The organism is Streptomyces sp. NPDC060000, assembly GCF_042737375.1.
In the GTDB taxonomy this organism is placed as follows: domain Bacteria; phylum Actinomycetota; class Actinomycetes; order Streptomycetales; family Streptomycetaceae; genus Streptomyces.
In genome coordinates, this window is sequence record NZ_JBHWUU010000099.1 from 1 (window position 1) to 24,784 (window position 24,784).

The following is a 24,784-nucleotide window of genomic DNA, read 5'->3' on the forward strand; positions in this document are numbered from 1 at the left end:
GCCTTTTGATTCGGGGGCGGCCGGGGCCGTGGTCGATCGTCTCGGTGTGCGGGTCAGGCGGCTGACGCGGCCGGCTTCCTCTGCGCGTACTGCTTACCCAGTTCAGCCTGACGCCGCTCATGCGCCTCCACGTCCTTCGGCGCCAGCGGGAGCTGGGGGCCGCGGAACTCGGAGAGCGATCCCGGGATGCGCCCCGCGCAGCGGTTGTTCGCCGTCTCGACTGCCTTCCCGCCGTGCTTGGCCCACTGCGCCTTGCGGACGGCCGGCGCCGTCTGCTTCCGTGCGGTGCGCCGCTCCTGGCGCTCCTGCTCCTCGCGGGCCTCGCGGCGGGCGGGCTCCTGGTTGAGCGCGAGGACGTAGCGGCGGGCCAGGATGCCGCCGTCCGTGCAGTGCTGGCCGCCGACGCACCGCGTGCATCCCTTGCGATGGGCGAGGTAGGACTGGCGGGCCGACTCCAGCGTGACCTCCGCCTTGATCCGGGAAACCGGAGCGGCCGGAGCAGGGCGCGGTTTGTAAAACTGCTGGGCGGCGCGCCGGTTCTCCTGCGGCATCGCGTCGCGCAGCAGCCGGTTCTGCCGGGCCTGCCAGCGTCGGACGTCGATGTCGATGACCACGAGCTGGTCGCTGCCGGGGCAGGTAACGTGCTTCTCGCCCTCCGCGACCTTGTCGGAGATGCAGTGCTCGCGGATCTTGAGGACCTTGTCGCCCATGATCCGGCGCCATGTCCGGCAGTCGGGGCACGCGATCGACTTCGGCTCGCCGGGTCGGACGTTGAAGTCTTCCGGGGCCATGCTGCTGAGCTTGAGCGCCTCACGGCGGTTCGTGTTCTTGGTCCGGACGCGGCCGGGACGCTTGCGGGGCATCGAATCCTCCTGACTGGGATCGGGTGCGATTACTGCCTTCTCTGCCGCGCCAGGCCGGCCTTTCGGCAGGTTGGTCCTGGCGGACAGACAGCGCAGCAGCGCCGTTCGAGGTGGATCAGGTGGAGCTATTCGGTACAGGCGCCTGGCCGGGGGAGCTCGGCTCACCCCACTGCCCCACCTCCGAAGAGGCGGCGACTTCCTGCTGTTTCGCTCGGCAACCAACCTCGTTAACGAGCTTGGGTAAGGTCTAGTAGACTCATCCTCGTTAGCGATGTCAAGGAGAATCGTTAACGAGGTAGTCTCGCCGCGCGATCTTCCGCGCGGATCAAGGCGTCCCTCCGATGCCTCGATAGCCAGCAGCCGTAGGATCGCTAACGAGGTAGGGAGACGAATGGCGAGCGAGGCTGGCCCGCAGCGGCCGAAGTATCAGCGGATTGCCGACGACTTGAAGGCAGCGATCGAGTCGGGCCGGTATGGCCCCGGAGACCGCCTGCCTGGCGAGTCGGCTTTGGCTGAGCAGTACGGCGTCGCCGTACTGACCGCGCGCCAAGCGCTGAAAATCCTTCGAGTCGAGGGGCTGGTGGAGACGAAGAAGGGGGCTGGCGCCCGCGTCCTTTCGTTCCGCCCGATCCGACGCCATGGCATTCAACGTCTGGCGCGCGCACAGTGGGACGCGGGCAAGTCGATCTGGTCCGCTGACGAGGAAAGGCCCGTGACGATCGATGTTCGCGTCGACACCGTCGCGGCGCCGGATCACATCGCGCGCATCCTCGATCTCGAAGATGGCGGAACTGTGTGCGCCCGCTCGCGGCGCTTCGTCCTTGACGAGCGGCCCGTGATGCTCGCCACCTCGTACCTGCCGTTCGAGCTGGTCAACGGCACCGCCATCACCCGTGTCGACACCGGGGAGGGTGGCACCTACGCCCGCCTCTCGGAGATCGGCCATGCACCGGCTCATTTCCGAGAAGAAATCCGCTGCCGCCTTCCCACTGCGGAAGAAGCCGAGAGCCTTGAGATCCCCCTGGGTCGTCCGGTGATCAAACTCTGCCGTACGGCTTTCGACTCCGATGGCCTTGCGGTCGAGGTAAACGAAATGACGCTCGACAGCGCCGCGTACGTCCTGGACTACGCGTTCGATGCCTGAGCGTTCTAACTCATGCACTGCGACCCCCACCTGACAGCTCGTCTTGTGGGGGCCATCACACCGGCCGAAGCGGCGGTGCAAAATCACAGCCGCTTGTCGAAGCCTGTACACGGGCTCGTTCACACGTTTTCAACATCCGCGTACACACGGAATTTCGGGCTCTGGCCATAGGGTCCGGGACCATGGCGACTACGGAGGCAAGCGGCGTGGGGAAGCATCTGGGGTGGAGGCCCGAGCGGCTGCGGGAGCAGCGGGAGGCTCACGGGCTGACGCTTGAGCAGGCCGGCGAGCGGCTACGAACGCTTGCGGAGCAGGCCAAACTCAAGGGCATCCCAGCGGCGAATCCGCAGACTCTGTGGCAGCACGAGCAGGGTGAGGTCTACCCGGGACCGCACTACCGCCGGGCGTACTGCCTGTTGTACCGGGCCACCGACCCGGAACTCGGATTCCGCAGCGCCCTGCCGGGCGAGGACACCCAGTTCAAGCTGACTCCGATGAATGACCAGCGCAACGGCTCGCACGTCCTGGCCGTGGAGCGCGCCCTGTTGCAGATCGGAGCGGGCACTACTGAGTCGGATCCTCTCGGGCTACAGCAGCGGATCCTGGATGCATGGAAGCGTCGTCACACCGGTGGTGACCCGCACCGCCCCTCGGTGGTGCTGGTCGGCGGGTTCGCCGGCAGCGGGAAGACAGAGTTTGCGCGCTTCCTTACGCAGCTCACCGGCTGGCCGCTGCTGGACAAGGACCCCCTGACCCGGCCGCTCGTGGAGCAGCTGCTGGTCGCGCTCGGAGGCGACGCGAACGACCGGCATACCGATCTGTATCGCGAGCACGTGCGGCCGGTGGAGTACGACTGCCTGATGCAGGCTGCCTACGCCAACATCAACTGCGGTATCAGCACGGTGCTGACTGCCCCGTTCATCGGGGAGATGACTTCTGAGGCGTGGATGAACCGGCTGATCAACAAGTGCAGCGCCTTGGGCGTGGACGTGTCGCCGGTCTGGGTGCAGTGCGACGTGGAATCCATGCGAGAGTACATCGGCTTCCGGTCGGCGGCGCGCGATGCCTGGAAGCTCCAGCGCTGGGATGAGTACATGGCAACCGTCAACCTGGAGCTGCGCCCGGTCGTGCCGCACCTGGTCGTCGACAACAGGCTGGGTACAGCGATTTCGCTGGCCGACCAGGCTCGGCACGCCCTGAGGGCGGTACACGGATGAGCCGCAAGAAGCCGGGCGTCATTCTTTACGGACCGCCAGCGGCCGGGAAGGACACGGTTACCCGCGTCCTAGCGGAACTCCACCCTCGGTACGGCCAGTTCGCACGGCTGAAGATCGGTTCCGGCAGGAGCGTGGGCTATCGGATGGGCACGCCCGCACAGTTGCGGGAGCTGAAGGCCGCCGACAATGTCGTCTACGCGAACCTTCGGTACGGCAACACCTACGTCCTTGACCGGCCGGGCTTGGACTCAGCGTTCGCGGCCGGGGTGCCGGTTGTGCATCTCGGGCAGATCGACGGCATCCGCGCCCTGGTCAACGGTTACGAGGCGGACTGGTTGGTGGTGCTGCTGTGGTGCCCGCGCGAGGTGATTGCGCAGCGGTCTGCAGGTCGTGGTGACAGCGACACCACGGCGCGCCTGGCGGTGTGGGACGCGACCCGCGAGGACCTGGACGCGCACCCGGGCCTGGTCTGGGACCTGACCGTGGACACCACGACGGCGTCACCGCAGGACGCGGCGCGGCTCATCGACCAGCTGTTGATGCGGCGGGCGGGAGCGGCGACGGCATGAGCGCGGGCTACGGTTGGGCGAGTCGGTTAAGGGCGTCGGTGAGCGTGAGCTCGCTGTCGTCCTTGACGTCGTGCCACCGTGCCAGCGTGGTCGCGGCCGCGCGCAGCATCTCCGGTGGGAGGCCGGCGGCCGCGAGCGCGTCGGCGGCCTCTTCCAGCTCCGGGCCCCAGCGCCAGGCGCGGGCCGCCGTTTTGGCCACGTACTGCGGCTCGGACAGGTATGAGTCGGTGCGCCGGGAGGCGGCCTCGATGAGCTCCTGGTCGACGCCGTGCTCGCGCGCCATGCCGACCGCGAGCGCCACTAGGACCCGCGACGTCTTCTGGAATGTGGCGTACGACAGCTTCAGCGCGGACGCCTTCCCGAGCTCCGTGCCCAGCATCTTCGTCTTCACGGCGGTGCCCGCGAAGAGCGCCTCGATCCGCTCGGTCGCGGCGGCCCGGCCGGACAGGTACAGGACCGGCGTCTTGCCGCGTACGGGCGGAGAGCCGACGACGCCACCGTCCACGACGGTCGCGTCCGGTTCGAGCAATCCGGCGATCCGCATCGCCCTCTCGGGGTTGATGGCGTTCGCCTCTAGATACACCCCGTCGAAGCGGTGCCCGGCGACATCGTGGGCCATGTCCTCGGCAGCGGCCGGCGGGCAGAGGCTGATGACGATGTCGCTGCGATCCAGCAGCTCGGTCAGCGTGGCCACTGGCGTCAGGGCGAACTGTTCGGCGCGCATCGTGGATGCTGCGCTGCGCCCTGCTGAGCACCAGACGACCGCGGCCGCGTTGGTCGCGGCGCAGGCGGCGATGGCGGCGCCCATGCTGCCGGGGTGGAGGATGCCGACGGTGGGCTGGTCCACGGTGCTACTCCGGGGGCTCGTTGAGCAGGATGTTGATGGCGTCGGTGACGTCGTCGACGGTGTGGTGTGCGGCCTTGAGGCCGTCGGGCCAGGGTCGGCCGCGAAGCCAGATGGTGCCAAGGCCGGCCTGGTGGCCGCCGCCGACGTCCCCGGCGGGGTTGTCGCCGATCATCCAGCCGCCGTCAGCAAGGCTCAGGCCACAGCGGACAGCCGCGAGTTCGAAGAGGCGCCGGTCCGGTTTGCGGATCTCCAGGTCCCCGGACACCGCGACACCGTCGACCAAGTCGATGAGCCCGGTAGAGGCCAGTTTGGCGCGCTGGATGTCCGAGGCGCCATTGGTGACGATGCCGATCGTCCACGCCGCAGTGCGGAGGCGGGCCAGGCCCTCGAGGACGACCGGTTGGCAGGTGACCGCGGCTGCCATCAGGTCGACGTACTCCTGCCAGAGCTGCGTGGCTGGCTCGTGCAGGTCGAAGGCTGCGCCCAGCCGGGCGAAGTCGCTGCCGTTCGCGCGGTCAGCCAGCTCGGTGAGCAGCCACTGTTCGACGTCCGGGCCGAAGGCGTGCGTATGGCAGAGGGCGGTCACCGCGTCGCTGAACGCCGACTGCCGGTCGACCAGCGTGCCGTCCAGGTCGAAGAGGGCCAGCATGCACACGACCCTATCGGCGTATCGGCACGCGAGAGCCAAGATCGATCCCGTGGTGTATCTTTCAGGGATTCAGTGATCATGAGAGGTTGGGTCATGTCCGACGCAGATCCCTTGCACCGGGTCAACGCTCTCCTGGACGACGTCCTGCCGCCTCCGCACGTGCGGCAGCAACTGCGCCTCGCTGCAGGACTCACCCAGCAGGAAGTCGCGGACGCCGTGGGCGTGAAGCGCCTGGCTGTGGCCCGCTGGGAGCTCGGACAAACTCATCCCCGGCGGCCTCATCGCGCGGTCTATATGCACCTGCTCAAGCGACTCGCAGAGCGATTCCCAGAGGCATCCCGCCCGGATTCGGGCATGCCGACGCCGGCCTCGGAATCAAGGGGGTCGGGATGACCTAGGTCATCGGCCGCGCGCGCCGAGAGGCGGACTAACCACCCGCTGGCCTCGCGCGGCCCGTCTACCGACCGGATTAACCACCCGCGTCGGCCGCTCAGATCCCGGCTGTAACCGGTCCTGAGCTGCGGCTCATCGAGCCACTCACTTCAACAACAAGCACCACGGCCACTAACCACGGCCACCACAGCCGCAGCAGCTGCGCGCTCCAACCGCAGGGCCCCCACCACAGGGGCTCTGCGATCAACCACCACCGAGACGAGAGGAGAAATCTCCCCCCAGTCGGTCGGCCGCTCCTCCCGGAGGGGCCGCTTCATATCCGTTGGTCGCCTTCCCGCATCGCGGGGTGAGGTGCGGCCGTGAATCTGAAAGGTGTTCTCGCCATAGTGCAGCACGTTGGTGTCCCCTGTCAGCTTGGCCCTGCCCGTTTCACACCGGTTCGAGCCATTCCTGCTTCTCACGTGACGAGAAACGCGCGGAGCATTTACGCAGTTCACGGCATTAGCCAGGAAGATCCTCACGGCTCTTCTTTCGCTTGCGGGGAACTGACCGCCCCGGGCCGTCTGATCGGCGCTCGCGACTGCGACGTCCCGTCTGGCGGGACGGGTTTCAAGATTTTTGACCACCCTGCGGGAGCACTAGGGGCGATCAAGGCTGGGCGGAATCTATCCACAGGTGATCTGGTCCATGGTCGCCGGATGGATCATGTTCTGACGTCTCTGCGGGGGGCCCGGTGAGCGCCGTCGTGGAGTCAATGATGGCCGCACCGACGGGTCTGGTTCGTCGGCAGCGGGTTCGTGTGCCAATGCGTCTGGTCTGGTTGCCCTGCTACCAGGACGTGGCGTTGTCCGTGTACGTGAAGGTGAAGGCGCTCGGGCTGCGGCCGGAGGGGTGCCAAGCGAAGTCCACGACGATCGCCTCGTATCTGGGCTTATCGCCAGCGTCGGTGGAGCGTGGGATGACGCAGCTGCGCCGTCCGGGTCCGGACGGTGTGGTGGAGCTGTTCTCGGATCGTCGGACGCTGCCGGGCGGCAGGGGCACGTCGGCGGTGCGGACGGTGCGGGCGATGACTCGTACGGAGGCGTTCGTGTGGCTGCCGGTGGCGGCCGCGGAAGACCTCACGCCCCGGCAACTGCGGGCGTTCGCGCTGATCGCGTATGCGCAGGCGCGGGGGATCGCGCTGACGGAGGCTGAGCTGGCGGCCGGCCTGCGGCACCACTCAGGCCAGAAGGAGGGTCAGCCGCTGTCGGTGACGGCCGCGTCGGCGGTCGTGGACGAGGTGGAGGCGGCGCGCTGGGTGACGGTGCAGCGGCGTGCGGGGGCGCAGGGGCGTCACCGGTACATCGCGCACGACATCGCTCCCGAAGCCCGTCCGGACGGTGGCTGCGCGGCGGCCGCCGGGGCTGCTGAGGCGGCTGTGACCAGTGGTTCTCAGGAGTCGGTCAGTTCCCAAGTTGGTGAGGGATCGGGTTCGCCGGTTGGTGAGGGATCCCTCGCGAATGAGGAATCACCTAGGACTGACTCACCAGATGACGAGCGCGCGTTCTTCTCATCCGCCGTAGGCGAGGTACCGGTAGTTGAGGGCGCTGGGGCTGTGGAAAACCCGGCTGGCGCTGCTGCGCGTACGGAAGCCGACGGTGATCTCGCGCTTCGCGCGGGTGGAAACAGCCAGCCCTTCCTCTCGAAGCCGGAAACGGAAAAGCGCAGCAGCAGGGGCGGGGGGTCTGCGTGGTCGTCGTACGACGGACCGCAGTTGGCCATGAGCCCGCACATCTACGCCGTGCTGGAGCCGGTGCACCTGCTGCTGGAGCGGGTGACCAGCGACTTCGTCGCCCGGCAGATCGCCCGTGAGGTGGGCCGCCAGCTGCGCGAGGGCACGGATGCCGAACGCCTGCACCACCGGCTGACCGCCCGGTTCGCCAAGGTGATGCTCTCGGACATCCGCGACCCGGGCCGGTGGCTGCTCGGGGTGGCCCTGCCGCGCTGGGGCTGCGGCTACCAGGACTGCGAGGCCGGCGTGCTGTGGTCGACCGGCAAGGACTGCGAGGTGTGTGCCGAGATCGTCCAGGACAAGGCTGCCGCCCGGAGGCGTGCCCAGCGCATCGAGCAGGGCCTGTGTCCCGAGCACGGCACCCGTCCCGGCCCGGGCGGTCGCTGCGTCGACTGCGTGCTGGACGACGCGATCCGCAAGCCGGTGCTGGCCCCGGTCCCGGCGCAGCGCGAGCTGGAGGGTCCGCCGCGCGGTTCCTGCGGGGACTGCGGCGCCCGGATCGTCGTGATCGGCCGCGCCCTCGAGGACGGCCTGTGCAAGCTCTGCCGGGAGGAGGCCGCCGTGCTGGGCACCGCCGTCGTGCCCGCGTCTGCCGCCGCACCGGCCGAGCCGGAGACCTGCTCGGGCCGGGACGGAGACGTGCCCTGCGGGCGGAAGCCTCTGCCGTCGCGCAGCGTCTGCGGTGTCCACCGCGTCCAGGAGCTGGCCGGGGAAGTCGCCTGATGACCGAGAACCCGCAGCTCAGTGGCGTCGACCTGGCACGCGTCGCACTGCGCGCTGCCAAGGTGGCGGCGCAGAAGAACGGCGGCGGCCGTACGGTGCAGCCCAAGCCGCGCACCACTCGGGTGGTCCGGCGCGACGGGCGCGAGCCGATGGGGCTGGGTGCCGCGATCGGCGCGTTGGTGACCGAGCGCGCGTGGGAGCTCCCGGCCGCCGGCGCTTCGTTGCGCGCGCGGTGGGAGGCCATCGCCCCCGAGCTGGCCGGGCACGTCGCCGCCGTGTCGTACGACGCCGACTCCGGCCGGCTGACCGTGTGCCCGGAGTCGTCGGCCTGGGCGACGAAGGCCCGGATGGAGCAGGTTCGCATCATCGCGGCCGCCAACGAGTCGGCGGGCCGGACGGTCGTCCGGTCCCTGCGGATCCTGGCGCCCGGCGCGGTGCCGGTGCCCGAGTCGGCCGACGTCGATCCGGAGCCCGCGACCGCGCCCGCCGGGCCTCCGCGTACCAAGGAGACCGCCTCGGACGGCTACCGCCGCGCGCTCGCCGCGCACCAGGAGGCGGCCCGACCCTCCCGTGTGGACCCGGGCATCGCGGAGGCGGTGGAGCGGCAGACGAAGGCCATGCGGGAGCTGTCCCGGCGCGCGTTCCCCGAACCGGCCGCCGTCCTGATCGAAGCGACCCGTGCACAGCGGCGCCGCCAGGCCGCGGCCACCGAGGAGGCCGCACTACGCCGGGCCCGGGCCGAGAGTGCTGCCCGGAAGGGGCAGGCCGCGGACGGCGTGATCGGCAGGGCGGCGGGGGCATCGCAGCTGGGGCGTACGGCGTGAGTCGAGCCGAAAGGCGACCTGGTTGGTGAACTCCGCTGGTGACAGGATGTGTTGGCAGGATGGGTTGGGGGAGTTTGTGCGCACGGACAGGCGACGGATTCAGACGGCGGTACTCGGCGGAGCGGACTCGGATGAGCCGTTGACGCTGCCGATGGAAGCGATCGAGCTGGATGCATTCCGCCGTTCTCACGATGACGACACCTTCTGGTGCGGGACGCTGCTCGGCGGCTGCGGCGGCCAGCTGACCACGAAGCTGTACACGGACCGGGCCTGTCATTTCGCACATCATCCGGATCCGGACGGGCTGCCGCACGTGTGCGGGCGTCGCTCCCACGGCGTGGACAGCGCAGACCACCTCTATGTGCGGTCGGCGGCCGCGGCCTGGCTCTCCGGCCGCGGGGAGCAGGCGACCTTCGAGTACACCCGCACCGAAGGGGCACCGATCGGGTCCGTCGTGGATGTGCGATGGCGGCATGGCGCTCTGCGGGTGCACCTGGACCAGGCGGTGACGCCGGTGTGGGGCGACGGTGTCGAGCCGGTCCTCGGGACGATGGTGCCGGTCGACCGCGACACACTGATCCGTCGCTGGTACGTGCATCGGATCCGGCTGGACAGCGTGGGCACCGCGCGCCACGTACAGATCGGCACCGAGGCCTTCGCCCGGCCGATCGAATGGTTCGCTCTGGACCAGTGCGAGATGACGGAGCGCGGGCTGTCGACGCCAGCGGTTCAGAAGATCGTTCAGTCCCACCATGCGCCGCGCCCAACGCTGTGGTCGCCCGGCAGAGCGAGGAAGGTGCCAGATCCGGAGGCGCGCGCCCAGGCCCTGTTGCGCCGACTGGTGTATGCGCGTCGGATCGAGTCCGTGTCCTTGGTGAAGCAGGTGTGCCGGGAGATCGAGGATCTGACCGTTGTGGAGGGCGATCCTCAGGAGCAGCGTGAGGCCGCCGTTCGCCACGCGAGGACCTGGCTGATCGAGCAGAACCAGGAGCGCCGCAAGCTGTTCGACGACCTGAAGAAGGCGGTGGCTGAGCAGAAGCCTGGACGGGTGCGCCGGCTTCTGATCCGCGTCAACGCGACGGCGGCGGAGGATCGCACCGACGCCGAGTCCGCCCTCTACGAGCGGGCGATCACGTATTTCGACAGCCTGGACGACCTCACGCGGGACGCGGTCGAAGCGGAAGCTGACACTGAGAAGGAAGCACGAAAGGCTGCGGCTCGACTCCGCAGTGCCCTCCATCGCCTTCGCGTGTACGACGCGTACTCGTTTGATCTGCGGCCTCAGGTGGAGGAGCTTTTGCGGTCCGCGGCCTCGGCCGGAGAACTACTGACGCGTGGTGAAGCGCAGCGTGTCGAAGACTGGAAGGAACGGTGGGCGCGGGGGCCGCAGGAGCAGCCGCGCGTGGCGCGGCGGTACTGGATCCAGCGGCGCTGTCCGCGCTGCAACGCGCAGCAAGGCAAGGACTGTGTGCTGGTCGATGGCCCCAGCAGCGGGAGGCCGCGCGAAGATGGCCACATTGAGCGGCAACGGCTGATCCTGGACGAGCGGAAAGCCTCGAAGAAGGCCCGACAGCCGAAGCAGGCCCGGCAGGAGGTCGAAGCTCCTGCCGGGTCCATGCAGTCGGCCTCGGAGACCCGCGAGCGCGAAGCCAGCCCCACACCTCCGCTCCAGGAGCGGCGACCGACGGCCGATCGAAAGGGCCGAGCGCAAAAGGCAGGCAAGAAGCCCCCGGTCCGCCTGCACCACCAAGTGCCACGCGGCGACTGGTACCGAGTTATTTGCCCGCGATGCCACGCCGGACCGGGCAAGCTCTGCGACAACGACGATCGCGTCGGCCCCAGCGAGAAGCGACAGCTTCCCCACGACGAACGCCTGCGCCGCGTCCTACAGAGCGACGACCCCGTCGGCCCCGGCGAGAAGGACAAGGAAGCGTACGACGGCCGCCAGCACCACGCCCCGCCGCCTGTCCCGGCTAAAGCCCGGCCTCCTAGACCGCGCAGGAGAAAGGAAGAAAGGGAGGAGACCGCGGGCTCGGCAGCGCGAACCTGGCATGCGAAGGAGGTCACTTGCCCAAAGTGCCAGGCCGGCCCGAACTCCCCGTGCACGCCCCACGGTCCACACCACCAGCGGGTGGAGTGGGCGAAGGAACTCACCCGCAAACTGTGGGGCTGAGGTATCCGCCACTATGCCCCGCGGGTCAACACATGACCCAAAGCAGAGGACGCTGTTCGGCACAGGTGGGCCGGTTGCACGAGATCAAGCTTGGGCCGCCACCCGACGGGGGGCGTCTTGGTCTGTGCGGCACGGGTGCACGTCGTCGACTGTGAGCCTGACGCAGACCTGCGATACCGGCGAGCACCACATCCACGCGGAACTGTCGACGAGCGGGAAGATCAAAGCTGCTGAGGCCGCTCTCGACCAGGACGACGACTGAGATCCCGCGTAACAGGGCCGTTGACGTACGCTCCGCGGCGTGGACTTGAAGTGGACCGTCACCGCAGTACTTCCAGTCGTCACGCTGATCCTCGGCGCGTGGCTGAACCAGCGAAGTGAAGAGCGCCGAGAGACAGCAGCACTCCGCCGTGAAGAACGGCTCCGCCAGCTGGAGCGAGACCACGTGCGGTTGGAACGCCGGGAGTCGTTCGAACTGACTCACCTGGAAGAGGTCTACGACGCACTCAGCAAGGCGAATACTGCAGCAATCATGTTCCGCGTGAAGCGCACATCAGGCGACGAACCAGACGCGCCTGGTCGGGAACTATCTGAGGCGAATCGCCAGCTCGCCAGCCTGACAAAACTCGTCCTTGATGACGACATCCGGCGCAAGGTGCTTCAGGCGAGTACCGACGCCAACGGCATGGCCATCGACCCGGCTCCTCCTTCAGCCAACCCCGATTCGGCGGTGAAGGCTCAGATGAGTCTGGGAGAGGCTCAGGAGGTGATCGCCAAGCGACTCAGGGAGATCTACGGGCCGCGCCCCGGCCTGTAGCTACGACCGCGACCGGGGAGTCGACTACTTGCCCATGTCGAGCCAGTCGACGCGCGGGACAGAAGCTCGCCACCACGCTGACCAAGGCGTTCACATTCGAGACGGCGATCGACCTCACGCCGCATACAGCTCAGGGTCGTTGCTGCGCCACTGCCAGCCCTACTGCCGCATCGATAGGTACGCCGCGCCGTCTCCAGGTCACGCTCGTCGAAGTCGCCGACGAAGACGAGCACGCCGTGAAGGAGTTCCACCTTCTGCGCGCCGGTGGGCCACCGGCTGAGCAACGCTTCCGCGGTCATGGGATCCGCCGCCGGCGGCAAATCCGGTCCAGGCATGAGCTGCCTTCCCTGCCGCTATCACAGTTGTTCCGCTTGATGGTGCTGGTCGTGGTGCTGGACAGCGCGGCGTGGAAAAGCTCGGGCCATCCAGTTCTGTGATGCTCCCACCTGGTGCAGCGTCTCGATCTGCCGGTCGTAGTCGCGTCCTTCGGGGCTGGCGTGGACGCGGAGATAGAGAGGGTCGTCTTCGTCGTGGCTGTCGAAGTAGAAGGCGCAGGTGTGGCCCCACTGGTAGGGGGCGTCCGGTTCGGCGCAGTGGCAGAACCGGTGGGCCACGTGCACGAGCAGGCCCCATCGCGGGTGGCACAGCCGCTGCAGGAGCTGGTCGTGCCACAGGGCCCGAGGGTGGGCGGTGCGGGCGTCGATCTTCCAGCTGTCGCCGTCGTCCCAGCACTGGACACGGTAGAACGCGGTGACGGTGTGGAAGAGCGCGATACGCCGGAGCAGAGCGCTGCCCACCGCGGCCCGCCTGGCTCGCGAGCGTTCGAGATTGGGATAGGCGTTGAGGTAGCCGGATTCAACGGGATCGAGGTGCGGGGTCGTCCACAGCGGTCGCAGCCCGTTGTCTTCGCACCAGTGCCGGTACCGGCCTTCGATGTCGGCCCAGCCCTCCGCCAGCCCGCGGGGCAGAACGAGCACGAGGGTTGCCGCTTGCCCCGGGCTCACCGTGTGCAGGTGCAGCTGTCGGCCGCCGGCCTCGATGCCGCTCACCCGCAGGCCGGGGATGCCGGGCACATCGTCCCCGGTGCCCGGTGCGGGAGTCGAGAGCAGCAGACGACTCAGACAGTGTTCGGGGAAGGAGTACCGCTCCTGGCCCATGTAGGGGTCGAGGTGCAGGGTGAGGGACGTGGTGGCGCTGGTCAGTGAGGCGATGCCGAAGGGGTGCGCGCACAGACTCGGGGAGGTGCCCAGTTGCTCGAGGACGCGGCTCTCCAGCCGCGCCTGCGCCGGCGAGGCCGCAGGTGCCGGGTGGCTGGTTCGAAGGCTGGCGCGGCGGGACTGCCCACTGCACTCGGCCCAGTAGCGGAGCTTGCGGGATTCCCACGAGGAGCGGTCGCTCACGACAGTGCCTTCCTGACGCGCCTCGGCCCGATCCCGGCACGTCAACGAACACTGACGAGCTGCTGTGTGTGATCACGGTGGTGCAGGCCGGTGCAATGCCACGCTCCTTGCGTTCCGGTACGCCGGATCGGGCGGCGGTCGGAACGTGGCCCGCCTCGGGCCAGTTCCGACCAGCATCCAGCACGACCACGGCCGGGGACGGACGACATCCTCACCGGTTCACTCGGACGGGTCCTGTACGTCAAGCCTGGAGGGGACAGGTGAGCGGGAGCACGCGTTCGGTCAGCTGCCCGGTGAGCAGGGCATCGGTGAGGGTGGCGTCGGTGAGCCAGTCCGCTGCGGTCAGCTGGTCGATCAGGTGCTGCAGTTCGCCGGAATCGACCGGGACCCAGGTGGTGAGAGTGTTCAGGGCGATGCCCTGACCGCCGGGACCGAGGATCCCCGAGGCGTCGGTCTGGGTGGCCAGCGTCAGGGCGAGCAGCCGGGTGCCGGCGGTGGCCTTGGCCTTGCGGAGCTTCTTGTCCGAGATGACCTTCTGGGCCCAGCCGGAGAGCTTGGGCCGCATCTTCTTGCCGAAGGTGAACGGGGCCGCTGTGTCCTCGTGGGGCGCCAGGGAGGGGACGGTGATCGGGGTGGGGTTCTCCGGCCGGGAGGCGAGCAGGTCCCCGGCGGTGCCGGGCAGGGTGAGCCAGCCGCAGCCGGTCAGCTTCTCGACCAGGTCCTCCGGGTCGGTCAGGCCCAGCGCGGTGAGGTCCTGGCCGACGAGGTTGCCGGTGCCGGTGTGCGCGGTGCGCAGGGTCAGCATCAGCGTGAGCAGCCGTGCCTCCGGGCCGGGCAGCGGGCTGTGGTCGGCCACGTGCGCGAGGACGGAGCGCGCGTGGTCCCACTGCGTCCGCACGGTCAGCAGTCGGCCCACGGTCGGCCCACTGCCAGCGGCCTCAGTGCTGCTGATGGGCTCACTGCCAGCTGGTCCGGTACCGGCTTGCCCGGGGCCGCTGGAGGTCCGGCCCGTGCGCTGTTCGTGCTGCAAGCGGGCGGCAGCGGCGGCCTGTTCGGCACGCACGGCCTCTACCCGCAGGCTGAGGATGCCGCTGGCGTCGGCCCAGGCGATGAAGGCGCGGGCTTTTCGCTCGTGGAGGTCGGCGAGCAGCGCCAGGTCGGGTTCGGTTCGCTGTTGGTAGGTGCGGAAGAGGTCACCGAGTTCGATGAGTTCGTCCCGCAGCGCGGTGGGTCGCAGATTGTGGGGGATGACCCGCTGGGCGATCTTCGCCTGCTGCGGGGGGCGCCGTGCAGCTGCGGAGCGGGGAGCCGGGACTGCCGTCCCGGTGGCGGCCTGGTGGTCGGAGAACTGCGGCCCGCTCGTGCCGGTTCCCGTGGCTGTGGGGGCCGAGCGGCTGGTGGTCTGCGGGCTGGGCGGCTGGGAGGTGGCTGCGGTCTTGGCGCCGGGGGTTGCGGCCGCGCACCTCGAGCAGCACTCCATGGCTTGCCACCAGCGTCCTTCCCGGTCCGTGATCACGGCCAGGACGACCGGGCCGCCGCACCGCCAGGGTTCGGCACGCGTGTGCCAGCCGGTGTCGGGGATGTGGGTGTTGCAGCCTTCCAGCTTGCATGCGCAGTACGCCCCGGCCCTGGGGGCGGGGGCGGCGCGCAGGTGGGCCTTGAGGTGGGCGATGGCGGCCGCGCGGCCGGCGGCCGCGGACGGCAGGCGCTGCTCGGCACAGGCGGGACGGCTGCACGAGATGCGCACGGCCGCACTGCCCCGGCCGGCGGCGTCCAGACGCACCGTCCAGCGGCGTCCCGGCACCCGCTCCTCCAGCTCGCTCACCGCGGCCTGCGTCATCTAGGTCTTCCCCCCGTGCCGTGTCTGCGATGCGTGCCGCCGCTTTCCGCCGTGCGGGGCGTGTGCGCGGGAGGCGAGGCCACCGTATGCGGCGCCAGGGGGAGAAGGCTGGTGAACTCGCCCGGCCTTTTCGGCATGCACGACCGTCGCATGCGTTGCCCGGCCAGCACCTGGCCCCCGGGCTGCGCGTTGTTCGTTCAGTGCGGGGTGTGACAGTTCGGGTCGGTGCAGCTGCCGGCCAGCGCCAGCGTGCGGTCCTGCGGGGGCGTGTCCAGCCACTCCGCACGCATGGCCTGGAGCCGGTCGATGTCCGAGGCGAGTTCTGGCACCTCGGACCGCAGAGCGTCGGCCCATTGCTGGGTGAGCGCCCGCCCGTTGACGTACAGCTCCCCGTCCCGGCCTCCGACGGCGAACAGCACGCCGCCCCTCTGGGCGGGGATCACCATCGCGCCCACCGGCTCGGCGACCTTGCCCTGACGTACCAGCACCGCGGTGGCGGCCTGAGCCTCGGCCAAGGCTTCCTCGTCCACCGCCGGCATTGGATCGGGGCCAGCGGGCGGCAGTAGGGGCATCACGCCGTCCTGGGGCGCACCGTCCAGGCCGCGGCCGGCGAGCTGGTTGTTCTCGTAGAAGGTGACCATCCCCGCCAGCAGCGGCATTTCCTCCCGCAGCCGTTCGGCCACCGACGGCGTGAGCCGTTCGCCGTTGGCCAGCACCTGCCCGCTCCTGCCGACCGCGACGGAGAGCACCTTGCCGTCCGGGGTGAAGTGGTACTTCACATCCGTGCCGCCGGCCATCAACCCGGTGTCGATCGCCCGGTCCCACAGCCGCATGACCCGCTCAACTTCCGCCTGCGGGAACGGCGGCGCCGCCTGCGGCTGGACCCCAGGCTGGCGGCGCACGTCACGCTCCGCGCGCTTCTTCTTGATCCGCCCCATCGGCGGTCTCCCTTTGCTCGTCGGCCGGCCCCCACCGGTCAACGAGCACCCCACAGATGCGGACACGACAGCACCACCCGACCGGCTCCGCTTGCGCGCTGAACCGGATGCGGATCACGGCCGGGTACGCGGCAAGTCAGGCACACGGGTGGTCTGGCCCAGCGAGGCGGTGACGTCCTGGTCGATGTACTCGACCATGCGCAGGGTCTCTGCTGCGCGGCCCAATCCCTTCACTCCGGCACTTCGTTACGAACAGCCCGCTTCCCCGTTTACCGGTCGATACCGCACACCTTCGATACAGGCGGGCACGATGGGGAAAAGGGCACAGCAGAAGCGGGCGGCCAAGCACGCGAAGCAGGCCAAGCAGTGCACGGCCGCGGCGTCACGGAACGCCGCCACGTTCGCGGCGGTGGCGGCGAATCTGCCGCAGTTGACGTCGATGGACGACATTCTCTTCGGGCCGCTGGCGACGCCGTGGGGCGACTTCACTGACGCCTACGCGACGGTCGCCGACGCCCTCGCGGCGGCGGAGGAGGTCGGCGGTGTCCTGTCGTGCTTCTCCTTCGACGACTCCGGCGAGTACGAGCGCAGTCTGCGCCACGGCGCGGACGGCTGGACGTATGAGATGGCGCTCTACCCGCGGGGGACTCTGCGGGAGCTGGTTAAGACCAGCTGGCTGGACGCCGACGATCAGGACCAGGCCGTGGAGCAGCTGCACCGCCTCCTCGCCGCGTACGTGCCCGAGAACCTGCGCCACCCTGAACTTCAGACCGTGCAGCGGCCGTCGACCACGAGCGTGCCGCGCATCGGCTGGGCGCAGAGCCTGCCGATGGCCGGGATGCAGACGTGGGAGGACGTGCGCCTGGCGGAGAAGGACCTGCCCCTGTTCGCCCTGGCGCCGCTCGCCGACGGACCCGGCCGCTCATACGGGCCGCTACTTGAGGAGACCTTCGCCCTGTTCCGCGCGCACGGCCTGAGTGTCCGCGACTGCGCCGGCTGCGGTGCGCCGGTCACCGACCGGCACCCGCACTGGCCGGGCGTGCTGGTCAGCGTGGAAAACGAATACGGGCCGGTGTGCGACCGCTCCCGCCTGGAGGGCGAGTCTGTGCAGCGGGTCGGCCACATCCTGGACGCCGCCCAGGCACGCCCGGCCGGGAAGCTGACCGGCAAGGAGCAGAAGGTCCAGTGCCAGCACTGCGCCGTGCACGTCACCGAGCAGCACCCCGACTGGCCCGGCGTGTGGACCGAAGCCGGCGGATACAGCCGCCCGATCTGCGCCGTGGTCGGCTCTGGCTGTTCCGACGACCTGTCGTACGACCTGGTCGACTGCGTCTACCCGCACGTCCCCGTCGGTGCCGGCGAGGGCCCGACCGCTGCCGCCATCGCCGCCGCGAAGAAGGGCGGCTACTTCTTCCAGCCCCGCCTGCCGAGCTTCCTGGAGGGCTGAGCGCACTAGCCTTCAAGGAGAGTCAGGAGCCGTGGGCTCCAGGAAGACGTGAGGCCAGGTGGCCCGGGGCATTACTGGGAGCCTGGCCTTGCGCATACCCCAGGCTTCAGACATGGAGGGCTCTCACCGGCTGGTGGGAGCCCACAGCTTCCGCTGCCGCGCCTCTCGGGCGTCAACCCAAACCATGCAGCGCCGTCCGTTCCGGTGATCTCCGGCCCCGCGGCCGTCATAGCGCCGTGGCCGTCGCCACACTCGCGATCGTGACCGACCTGAACCTTCCCGGCGCCCCCGAAGACCTCCCCGGCGGGGCGGGCCGGACGACAGCCGGCACCGGCCGCGTTCGCTTCTCGCTCGTGCGGTGGGTCCTCGCCCCGCGCACGACGTGGCAGGCGCGCCGCCTGGCCGCCGACTTCGGCGAGGGGATGGACGCCCGGACCGCCTGGGTGATGGCCCGCCTGGCCCGTCACCCGGATGAGCGCGGCTACGCCATGGTCCACCTGGACGATGAACGCCGCGCTGCCGACTGACGGCAGCACCGTTCGGGCGACCCGGCGGTCACCTACGAGCTCGCCCCTAACGAGCTTGGCGCGGCCTTGGATGCGTTCAGGTGAAGGCGGCGCGGTTCATTTCCGCGATCCTGTCGCACCGGCCGTCGCCGAGTGTGCGGCCCCACTTGGTGTTGGAGTAGTACACGAACCGTCCGGTTGTCGGCTCACGGAAGTCGATGGTGCACCCGACGTCGGAGTGGGTGTGATCGCACAGGCAGGTGCATCCTTTGTGATCCACTTCCCAGCCGAGGCCGGTGGGGCCGTCGCCCAGGAGCCGGATGAGGTCGGGGCACGGCGGGCCGTCGGTCGTCTCCAGCCGTACGTCGCCGCCTACGGCGTGCCAGGCGTCGGTGCTGTTGATCGGTCCCGGCCCGGCGGTCGCCCGGATGCGGCGTAGCAGGGGTGAGTAGATGGAGGGCGGATCGCAGGGCGAGGCAGCAGCCGCGGCGTAGGCGGCGCGTTCCTCGGGGGTCCAGTCCGGCTTGGATTGCAGCAGGTCGTAGTCGGTGAGGCGGTCGACGACACGGTCCCACCAGTGGGGGGTGAAGCCGGTGAGCAGGATGCTGGCCGGCGTGCCGGGGCGGTACAGGCAGATGCCGCCCCTTTCACGGCGGTAGCGCAGGCCGGGCACGCCGATGATCCGGTCCTGGGGATCCGAGAACTCGTCATAGTCGTTCAGGCGCGGGAGGAGAAACTCGGCCCAGTAGCGGACGATGTAGGGCTCGTTGGCGAGCCGGAGGGCGAGCTGGTCTTCACCGGGTCGGACTTGGACGATGCCCAGGGGATGCGCAGAGAGACCGCCGATCTTGCAGCAGGCGAGGAAGACTGCGGTCTCCATCTGTGCCTGTTCCGGGTGGCGGGCTGCGGGGATGCGCAGTGGCTGGCCGCCGGTGTCCCTGAGGAGTGCGCAGAGCGCCTGGTGGGATTCGCCGGTGCTGCGGCGGCGGTCTTCGGTGAGGGCCAGGGCGGCCTGAGGAGGCATGGCTGCTTTTCCGCGCCGGACCGGCCCCCGGCGGTGAGCGCTTTTATTGAGGTCGTGCGGACGGTGTCGTGCGGTGGGTGATGCTTCTGGCCGGTCCTCGGCGAGGGAGCTGCGGGGGCGTCTTCCATCGCGCGGCCGGGCGTTCACGGTGCCCGTGCTGATGACATCCGGTGCGCGGCTGAGGAGCAAGGAGGCGCAGCGGCTGACGCTTCGATCGGGTGAGGCCGTCCACGCCGTCACCACCTGGCCGGTCCCGCCTCCGAGGGACGCGGACAGGCGTCGGCCCTCCCGTGGGAAGGGCCGGGAGGGACGGCGCGGCCCCGCCCAGGTGACAGCGCACGGGCGGGGCCAGAGGTGGGGCCTCCACGGGGGGTTGAAGGATCACCGCCGTCACAGCATTGCACTGGATTCAGCCAGACAACAGGGTTGTGACTGAAATCAGGCGTATGGCGGGTACGGGTACGTACCCGTACCCTTGCGAGGTAGGAAGGAGCACGACGATGTCCGATGCCAACGTCCGTATCCCCGAGGAAGCCAAGGACCGGCTGGCCGCTATAGCTGCCGCTGAGGGTCTGTCGCTGCGCGCGTATCTCGCCCGTCTCGCTGAGACGCTGCTGACTCCGGCCGAGCGTGCCGAGCGGGCGGAGAAGGCACTGGCCGCGTTGAAGGAGTGGAACGGCTACGCGCCGACCGCTGCCGAGGAGCAGGACCTGGACAGCGAGCTGGACCGGCGCCTGGCCCAGGTGACCAGCCGGTGAGCGACGCTGTGCACATCGTCCTGGACGACACCGCGATGGCCGCAGCCGGCCAGGGCAACGTCCTTGCTTCCCGTCTGATCCACCGCGCCCATGCCGAATCGGGCTGGTTCCTGTACGCCCCAGCGTGCGCGTTAGTGGAAGCCGATCGCGCCCGGCCCGGCACGGCCGAGCATCTGGCTTCCCTGCCGGGAATCACCGTCCTCGATCTGGACCTGGCTGCAGCCCTGGCCGTCGCGCGGCAGGAGACCTGGGCCGCGGCGCACAGCCAGTACGCGGCGCAGCCGACCCCGGACCGTCCGGACGGCGCGATCATCGCGACCGCTGCCCCGCACCGGTGGGCAGGTGAACCGGTCCGCGTACTGGACCTCACCCCCTGATCACAGCAGCAGACGTCTGCGGGCCCCGCCGGAATCCGGCGGGGCCCGCAGTGCTTCATCGGGTGGCGCGCAGGTGACCGCGCCTGGCGGTGACCAGGCCCCGCCACCGCTGGCGCGCGGGCTGTTGTCCTTCGAGCCACCGTGCTGGTGACGGGGAGTCGAGAGGGAGGCCAGCCATGAAGTGGGCGATGTCGACGAAGTATGCGTGATCTTCGGCGGACGTCTGTTCTCGTAGCCGGGTGAGGGTGGCGTTCAGCGCGGTGCGATCGTCAAGGACGGCCTGGTGAAAGGCGCCGGCCAGCTCGATCGCGGGGGCCAGCGAGGCGAGGCCCGCGATATCGAGTTCGGTGCGCAGCGTAGCGATCTGATCGTCGACGCTGTCGCTGCCGGCATCGCGGATGAGTTCGGCCCGCCGGACGTTGATGGTGGTGGCGCGCAAGTGGAGACCGACCAGGAGCTGGTGGGCGAGGTCGATTTCCGCGGTGGCCTGGTCGGGGGCGTAGAGCGCGACGGCGAATGCGCGCAGGGCCTGGTTGTGGGCGGCCTCGCCGGCCTTGCCGTGCTGTTCGGCTTCGGTGCGTCCGGCGAGGTACGCCGCGGCGGCGCGCTCGGGTTGGCCTTGGAGCCAGTACAGGTCGCCCAGCACGCGGTGGTGGCGGCCTTCCCAGCCAAGGTTCTGGGCGGTGGCGAGGGCGGTAGGGAAGTCGCCCGCCAGGCGCGCGGCGTGGGCCAGGCCGCGGCGGGCGGCTGGTGCGAGGCGGCCGCCCTGGTCGGCGACCTGCTGGTAGTCCCGGCGGGATTCGGTGGCACGGCCGGTGTCGCGAAGGGACTTGGCGCGGTAGTAGAGCGCCATTTCCTGTAGGTCGCCGGGCAGCAGGTTGGTGTCGAGGACGGTGGTGAGTCGGCTGACGGTTCGAGCGCGGTGTTCGTGCTGGCGCGGGCGAGGGTGCTGAGGAGTTCGACCAAGGCGCCGGCGGGTGTACCGAGGCCGGCCCCGGCGTCGGTGTCGGGCGGGGCGAGGGGTTCCCACACGGAGTCGCTGATGTAGGTCCAGGCCGCCAGGGTGAGCCAGTCGAGGTCCAGTCGGTGGTCGCGGGCCAGGCGCAGGCCCTGGCGCAGGCAGGCGATGAGCAGCAGCCGGTCCGGCCCGGGCGCGTTCTGGTACTGCTCGCCCAGGGTGGCGAGGGCGCGCTGGGCTGCCTGCTGCCAGTCGTGGTCGGTCCAGCGGTCGTCGGTGGTGTCGTCGGCGTTGCGTACGGCGGAGCGGATCAGGCCGTGCAGGTTGAACGGCCACAGGCCGAAGGGATCGTCGCGGACGAAGGGGCGCTCGGTCAGCCGCAGGGCGGGCCCTTCGTGGGTGAGGCCAGCGGCCTGGGTGGCGAGCGGCACGTCGAAGGCGTCCAGCAGGCTCACTGAGCGCAGGACGTGGCGTTCGTCGGGGGTGAGGTCGGTCAGGGTGCGGGCGACCAGTGCGGGGAAGTCGTGGTCGAAGTTGCCGGGCTGCGGGGTGCGGCCGCTGCGGCTGAGCTCCAGGAACCGGGCGACGGACAGATCGAGGTACAGGGGTAGGCCGTGTGAGCGGGCGGTGATGACCTGCCGGATGGGTTCGCCGATCAGCACCTGCCGCGCCGTGCCGGCACCGGTGGAGGTGCGGGCGGCAGGCACAGCCGTGTGGACAAGACCGGGCCAGGCGGCGGGGCCGGTGTAGTCGAGCTGGCCCTGCAGGGCGGGGTCGGCCCACTGCAGACGGGAGCGGCCGGTGACGATCCAGAAGGCGTTCGGCAGGAGCCACACGGTCCGCTGGATCAGGCGTTCCAGGTCGCGGCGGGTGCGGTCGCCGATGTCCTCGAACGTGTCGAGCAGGACGACCGGCACGACGCGTTTGCCTTCGGGGAGGCGGGCGAGCTCCCACGCCAGCAGGTGCGGGTAGAAGGACAAGGCGTCCAGGTCGGGTTCGGCCTCCAGCAGGTCCGCCAGCCGGGCGCAGCCCGCCAGGGCCCGGACGGTCTGGCGGCGTTCGCGTAGCGCGCCGATGAGAGCGCCGGTGACCTGGCCGACGGCCGAACCGATGGTGCCGGGCAGCATGAGCGCCTGGGCGACGTCGGCGAGCGCGGACTGCATCTGCTGCGGCAGGGCCTGCCCGAACCGGGAGCCGAGACCGCCGCGGCGCAGGTACTCCTCCAAGGGCTCGCCGGGGTGGTTGGCCTCCCAGTAGCGGCGCAGGGCCAGGTCGAAGGCGGGCAGGGGGCGCCCGATCCGGGTGAGGGCGGCCCGGATCGTCAGCACGATCTGCTCGAAGTCGGTGCCGGCGGAGCGGGCGAGGTCGATTCGTACGGGCAGGATCCGGTCGGCCGGCCAGCCGGGCTCGCCCCACTGGGAGGGCCGCCGTCCGGCGTCGGTGAGCGCCGCCTCCAGCATCCGGGACAGGGTCGTCTTGCCGATGCCGCCCACTCCGTGGAAGACCAGGACGTGGTTGCGGGGCGCCTCGAGGTCCTCTGCGTCGAAGCCGGGTGCGCTGATGCGCTGGATGTGTTCGGTGAGCGCGGCCGCGACCGTCTCCCACTGTGAGGCGCGGTTCGTGAACGCCTCGTCGGCCTGCACGCTGCGGTCGTTCGTACTGAACAGAGCCCTCAGATCCCGGCCTGCCACACCCACCCCCGAATGATGATCACCTGCGGGATCCAACTTATGCCCGCGGCACTCCTGTTGGGGAGCCCGCCCCGCTCCAGGGCGGCAGACTGCTGCGGGGCCTGGGGCGTACGGCATCCTTCAGCGATGAAGCCCGATCGGGGTGCCGGTAAGAATGCTGTCACCGATCCTGCTGGCTTATTCGGTCACGCGGCGAGGGAGAGGCCGAGGTGGGCAAGGTGACTGACGCGGGTGCGGTCGAGCGGGTGGCCGTTCCACCAGGCATCGAGGCGAATGAGGTTGAGCGCAACGGCGGAGAAGACGTGCTCCAGGTGGGTCTTCTGGAGACCGAGGTAGCGGGCACGTCTCATCCCGGTGACCGCGACGGCCTGGTGGATGGTTCCCTCGATGCCCGCGCGGGTTCCGTACTTGGCTCGCCACTGCTCGTCGCCCTGCTGGAGGCGGGCATGGTCGAGGACTTCTTGCACCTCGCGGGGTTGCAGAGAGAGGGTCCGGCCACCGGTCTTCGAGCTGGTGCACTGGTCGCGCACCGGGCAGGGGCGGCATGTCTCCTTGTCGAACTTGATGACGATGGCCTTGGTGCCGCGCAGGGTGGCAGGGCTCCACCAGGTGCTGGTGTCCCCGCGTGGGCAAGTCGCCTGCCGCTTGTCCCAGTCGATGGTGAACGCGGTGCGGTCGAACCCGGCGCCGGCACGCGCCTGGGGTGAGCTGTTCATCAGGACCGGGGTGACCAGGGTGACCCCGAAGTTCTTCTTCATCCCCACGATCAACTCGGCGGAGGCATAACCGGAATCGAGGAAGTGCTCGGCGGGCAGGAGATCGCGGGCAGCAAGCATGTGATGGACCGGTTCGGTCATTTCCGCATCGGTCACTGTGGCGTCGGTGGTCGCGATGCCGGTGATCAAGCGCGGCGGCGGTCCGTCGGCTCCGGGAATCAGCGCCTGGCCGTCGGCAGCCGGGTCCTGGTCATCGGCATCGTCGCAGGACTCACTGATGTGGATCTTGTAGCCGGTCCACCAGGAGCCCTGTTTGAGGCCATAGCGCGCGTCGGTGTCGTACGGAGAGGCCAGCCGCAGTCTGCCGGGCGGGAGGTCTTTGCTCTCCCGCCGCTTCACCTCCGTGCCGCCCTCGGTCACGGTGCAGTGGTAGTTCTGCACCCATAACGTGCGCAGGACCTGCACCGCCGGGAGCTCGCGCAGCCAGGACGGAGCATCAGGGGCATGCACCGCCTCCAGCAGTGCGAACCCGTCCCGGCCGTAGACCAGGGCCATCTCCTCGCGTTTGCTTGGGGAAGCCGGCGGATGCCAGGAGTGAGTCCGTGGGCCGTAGCGTTCGGCCCATTCGCGAACGGGTACCGCCTCGGCCAGCCAGTCCGGGGCCGCACAGGCCAGCGCCTCCAGCGCGGCCCGCAGCGTTTCCCCGGCCAGCTCCAGCCTGTTCAGATCGCGTACCGCCGCCAGCACGCGGGTGGAGTCAGTGCGCTGCTTACCTCCCGCCTTCACCAGGCCCCGGTCCTTGAGCGCGGTCAGCAGCAGGTCGAGCACCTTCTCCTCCATCCCGTGCTCGACCAGCCGTGTGCGGAACTCGGACAGCACCGAGGCGTCGAACCCGGGATCATCCAGCTCCAGGCCGAGCGCGTATTTCAGGTCCATGCCGTACCGCACCCGATGCGCTGCCGCCCGATCGGTGAGGTTCTCGGTGAACTGCAACACCGTCACCAGCGCGAGCTGGCCCGGTGACCAGCCTGGCCGCCCTCTGGTTCCGAACGCCTCGGCGAACTCGGCATCCGCGAATAACTCGCCCAGCTCGTCACGGACCCGCATCGCCAACGGGTACGGGCCCGTGCCGCCACCGC

The 24,784-nt window shown here is 69.7% G+C and carries 21 protein-coding genes; 12 read left to right on the top strand and 9 right to left on the bottom strand.

Features of this window, described 5'->3' with window-relative positions:
- Window positions 1–53: 53 nt before the first annotated feature.
- A complete protein-coding gene (locus ACFWBB_RS36945) occupies window positions 54–863 on the bottom strand; it encodes a hypothetical protein (protein ID WP_385281838.1) in 810 nt (269 codons plus the stop codon).
- Window positions 864–1,254: 391 nt separating this feature from the next.
- Here ACFWBB_RS36945 and ACFWBB_RS36950 point away from each other — a divergent pair, with 391 nt between their 5' ends.
- From ACFWBB_RS36950 to ACFWBB_RS36960, 3 genes are all read left to right on the top strand, one after another.
- Window positions 1,255–2,007, top strand: coding sequence for a GntR family transcriptional regulator (locus tag ACFWBB_RS36950; RefSeq protein WP_385281841.1), 753 nt, complete (start codon window positions 1,255–1,257; stop codon window positions 2,005–2,007).
- Between the two features lie 182 nt (window positions 2,008–2,189).
- A complete protein-coding gene (locus tag ACFWBB_RS36955) occupies window positions 2,190–3,224 on the top strand; it encodes an AAA family ATPase (RefSeq protein WP_385281844.1) in 1,035 nt (344 codons plus the stop codon).
- Complete coding sequence (locus tag ACFWBB_RS36960) at window positions 3,221–3,793, top strand: AAA family ATPase (protein WP_385281846.1); 573 nt, start codon at window positions 3,221–3,223, stop codon at window positions 3,791–3,793. Before ACFWBB_RS36955 ends, ACFWBB_RS36960 begins: the two co-directional genes overlap by 4 nt.
- 7 nt (window positions 3,794–3,800) lie before the next feature.
- Here the strand turns inward: ACFWBB_RS36960 and ACFWBB_RS36965 are convergent, their stop codons facing one another.
- Entirely contained in the window at window positions 3,801–4,640 is an 840-nt protein-coding gene (locus tag ACFWBB_RS36965; protein WP_385281849.1) for a DUF1932 domain-containing protein, read from the bottom strand.
- A gap of 4 nt (window positions 4,641–4,644) precedes the next feature.
- Entirely contained in the window at window positions 4,645–5,289 is a 645-nt protein-coding gene (locus ACFWBB_RS36970; protein ID WP_385281852.1) for an HAD family hydrolase, read from the bottom strand.
- Window positions 5,290–5,382: 93 nt separating this feature from the next.
- Between ACFWBB_RS36970 and ACFWBB_RS36975 the strand changes: the two genes are divergently transcribed.
- From ACFWBB_RS36975 to ACFWBB_RS36995, 5 genes are all read left to right on the top strand, one after another.
- A complete protein-coding gene (locus ACFWBB_RS36975; RefSeq protein ID WP_385281855.1) occupies window positions 5,383–5,682 on the top strand; it encodes a helix-turn-helix transcriptional regulator in 300 nt (99 codons plus the stop codon).
- 733 nt (window positions 5,683–6,415) lie between these two features.
- The gene (locus ACFWBB_RS36980; RefSeq protein WP_385281858.1) at window positions 6,416–8,176 is read left to right on the top strand and encodes a hypothetical protein; all 1,761 of its coding nucleotides are present in this window, start codon (window positions 6,416–6,418) and stop codon (window positions 8,174–8,176) included.
- The gene (locus ACFWBB_RS36985) at window positions 8,176–9,000 is read left to right on the top strand and encodes a DciA family protein (protein ID WP_385281861.1); all 825 of its coding nucleotides are present in this window, start codon (window positions 8,176–8,178) and stop codon (window positions 8,998–9,000) included. Before ACFWBB_RS36980 ends, ACFWBB_RS36985 begins: the two co-directional genes overlap by 1 nt.
- 139 nt (window positions 9,001–9,139) lie before the next feature.
- A complete protein-coding gene (locus ACFWBB_RS36990; RefSeq protein WP_385281864.1) occupies window positions 9,140–11,173 on the top strand; it encodes a hypothetical protein in 2,034 nt (677 codons plus the stop codon).
- Between the two features lie 301 nt (window positions 11,174–11,474).
- On the top strand, window positions 11,475–11,990 hold the full coding sequence (locus ACFWBB_RS36995) for a hypothetical protein (RefSeq protein ID WP_385281867.1): 516 nt from the start codon (window positions 11,475–11,477) through the stop codon (window positions 11,988–11,990).
- A gap of 356 nt (window positions 11,991–12,346) precedes the next feature.
- Here the strand turns inward: ACFWBB_RS36995 and ACFWBB_RS37000 are convergent, their stop codons facing one another.
- From ACFWBB_RS37000 to ACFWBB_RS37010, 3 genes are all read right to left on the bottom strand, one after another.
- Window positions 12,347–13,390, bottom strand: a complete 1,044-nt coding sequence (locus ACFWBB_RS37000) for a hypothetical protein (protein WP_385281870.1) — start codon at window positions 13,388–13,390, stop codon at window positions 12,347–12,349.
- Window positions 13,391–13,631: 241 nt separating this feature from the next.
- Window positions 13,632–15,230 (bottom strand): hypothetical protein, encoded by a 1,599-nt coding sequence (locus ACFWBB_RS37005; protein ID WP_385281873.1) that lies wholly within the window; start codon window positions 15,228–15,230, stop codon window positions 13,632–13,634.
- Window positions 15,231–15,427: 197 nt separating this feature from the next.
- Complete coding sequence (locus ACFWBB_RS37010) at window positions 15,428–16,168, bottom strand: hypothetical protein (RefSeq protein WP_385281876.1); 741 nt, start codon at window positions 16,166–16,168, stop codon at window positions 15,428–15,430.
- 310 nt (window positions 16,169–16,478) lie between these two features.
- Here ACFWBB_RS37010 and ACFWBB_RS37015 point away from each other — a divergent pair, with 310 nt between their 5' ends.
- Together ACFWBB_RS37015 and ACFWBB_RS37020 are read left to right on the top strand one after the other, a co-directional pair.
- A complete protein-coding gene (locus tag ACFWBB_RS37015; protein WP_385281879.1) occupies window positions 16,479–17,615 on the top strand; it encodes a hypothetical protein in 1,137 nt (378 codons plus the stop codon).
- 260 nt (window positions 17,616–17,875) lie between these two features.
- On the top strand, window positions 17,876–18,142 hold the full coding sequence (locus tag ACFWBB_RS37020) for a hypothetical protein (RefSeq protein WP_385281882.1): 267 nt from the start codon (window positions 17,876–17,878) through the stop codon (window positions 18,140–18,142).
- A gap of 76 nt (window positions 18,143–18,218) precedes the next feature.
- On the opposite strand, the gene ACFWBB_RS37025 is transcribed toward ACFWBB_RS37020, so the two are convergent.
- Entirely contained in the window at window positions 18,219–19,145 is a 927-nt protein-coding gene (locus tag ACFWBB_RS37025; protein ID WP_385281884.1) for a hypothetical protein, read from the bottom strand.
- Window positions 19,146–19,645: 500 nt separating this feature from the next.
- Between ACFWBB_RS37025 and ACFWBB_RS37030 the strand changes: the two genes are divergently transcribed.
- Both ACFWBB_RS37030 and ACFWBB_RS37035 read left to right on the top strand, forming a co-directional pair.
- Window positions 19,646–19,903: a hypothetical protein gene (locus tag ACFWBB_RS37030; RefSeq protein WP_030042321.1), complete on the top strand. Its 258-nt coding sequence runs from the start codon at window positions 19,646–19,648 to the stop codon at window positions 19,901–19,903.
- Window positions 19,900–20,280 carry a hypothetical protein gene (locus tag ACFWBB_RS37035; protein ID WP_385281888.1) on the top strand — a complete coding sequence of 127 codons (381 nt, stop codon included), beginning with the start codon at window positions 19,900–19,902 and terminating at the stop codon, window positions 20,278–20,280. Before ACFWBB_RS37030 ends, ACFWBB_RS37035 begins: the two co-directional genes overlap by 4 nt.
- 252 nt (window positions 20,281–20,532) lie before the next feature.
- On the opposite strand, the gene ACFWBB_RS37040 is transcribed toward ACFWBB_RS37035, so the two are convergent.
- On the bottom strand, window positions 20,533–22,935 hold the full coding sequence (locus ACFWBB_RS37040; protein ID WP_385281890.1) for a hypothetical protein: 2,403 nt from the start codon (window positions 22,933–22,935) through the stop codon (window positions 20,533–20,535).
- A 179-nt stretch (window positions 22,936–23,114) separates the two neighbouring features.
- Window positions 23,115–24,752, bottom strand: coding sequence for an IS1182 family transposase (locus ACFWBB_RS37045; protein ID WP_385281893.1), 1,638 nt, complete (start codon window positions 24,750–24,752; stop codon window positions 23,115–23,117).
- Window positions 24,753–24,784 lie beyond the last annotated feature (32 nt).

Excerpts from the sequence above, each read along its gene's own strand:
- ACFWBB_RS36945 (WP_385281838.1), bottom strand. The coding sequence starts at position 863 with ATGCCCCGCAAGCGTCCCGGCCGCGTCCGGACCAAGAACACGAACCGC.
- ACFWBB_RS37025 (WP_385281884.1), bottom strand. The coding sequence starts at position 19,145 with ATGCCTCCTCAGGCCGCCCTGGCCCTCACCGAAGACCGCCGCCGCAGC.
- ACFWBB_RS37005 (WP_385281873.1), bottom strand. The coding sequence starts at position 15,230 with ATGACGCAGGCCGCGGTGAGCGAGCTGGAGGAGCGGGTGCCGGGACGC.
- ACFWBB_RS36960 (WP_385281846.1), top strand. The coding sequence starts at position 3,221 with ATGAGCCGCAAGAAGCCGGGCGTCATTCTTTACGGACCGCCAGCGGCC.
- ACFWBB_RS36950 (WP_385281841.1), top strand. The coding sequence starts at position 1,255 with ATGGCGAGCGAGGCTGGCCCGCAGCGGCCGAAGTATCAGCGGATTGCC.
- ACFWBB_RS36970 (WP_385281852.1), bottom strand. The coding sequence starts at position 5,289 with ATGCTGGCCCTCTTCGACCTGGACGGCACGCTGGTCGACCGGCAGTCG.
- ACFWBB_RS36985 (WP_385281861.1), top strand. The coding sequence starts at position 8,176 with ATGACCGAGAACCCGCAGCTCAGTGGCGTCGACCTGGCACGCGTCGCA.
- ACFWBB_RS36975 (WP_385281855.1), top strand. The coding sequence starts at position 5,383 with ATGTCCGACGCAGATCCCTTGCACCGGGTCAACGCTCTCCTGGACGAC.
- ACFWBB_RS37010 (WP_385281876.1), bottom strand. The coding sequence starts at position 16,168 with ATGGGGCGGATCAAGAAGAAGCGCGCGGAGCGTGACGTGCGCCGCCAG.
- ACFWBB_RS37045 (WP_385281893.1), bottom strand. The coding sequence starts at position 24,752 with ATGCGGGTCCGTGACGAGCTGGGCGAGTTATTCGCGGATGCCGAGTTC.
- ACFWBB_RS37015 (WP_385281879.1), top strand. The coding sequence starts at position 16,479 with ATGGGGAAAAGGGCACAGCAGAAGCGGGCGGCCAAGCACGCGAAGCAG.
- ACFWBB_RS36955 (WP_385281844.1), top strand. The coding sequence starts at position 2,190 with ATGGCGACTACGGAGGCAAGCGGCGTGGGGAAGCATCTGGGGTGGAGG.
- ACFWBB_RS37030 (WP_030042321.1), top strand. The coding sequence starts at position 19,646 with ATGTCCGATGCCAACGTCCGTATCCCCGAGGAAGCCAAGGACCGGCTG.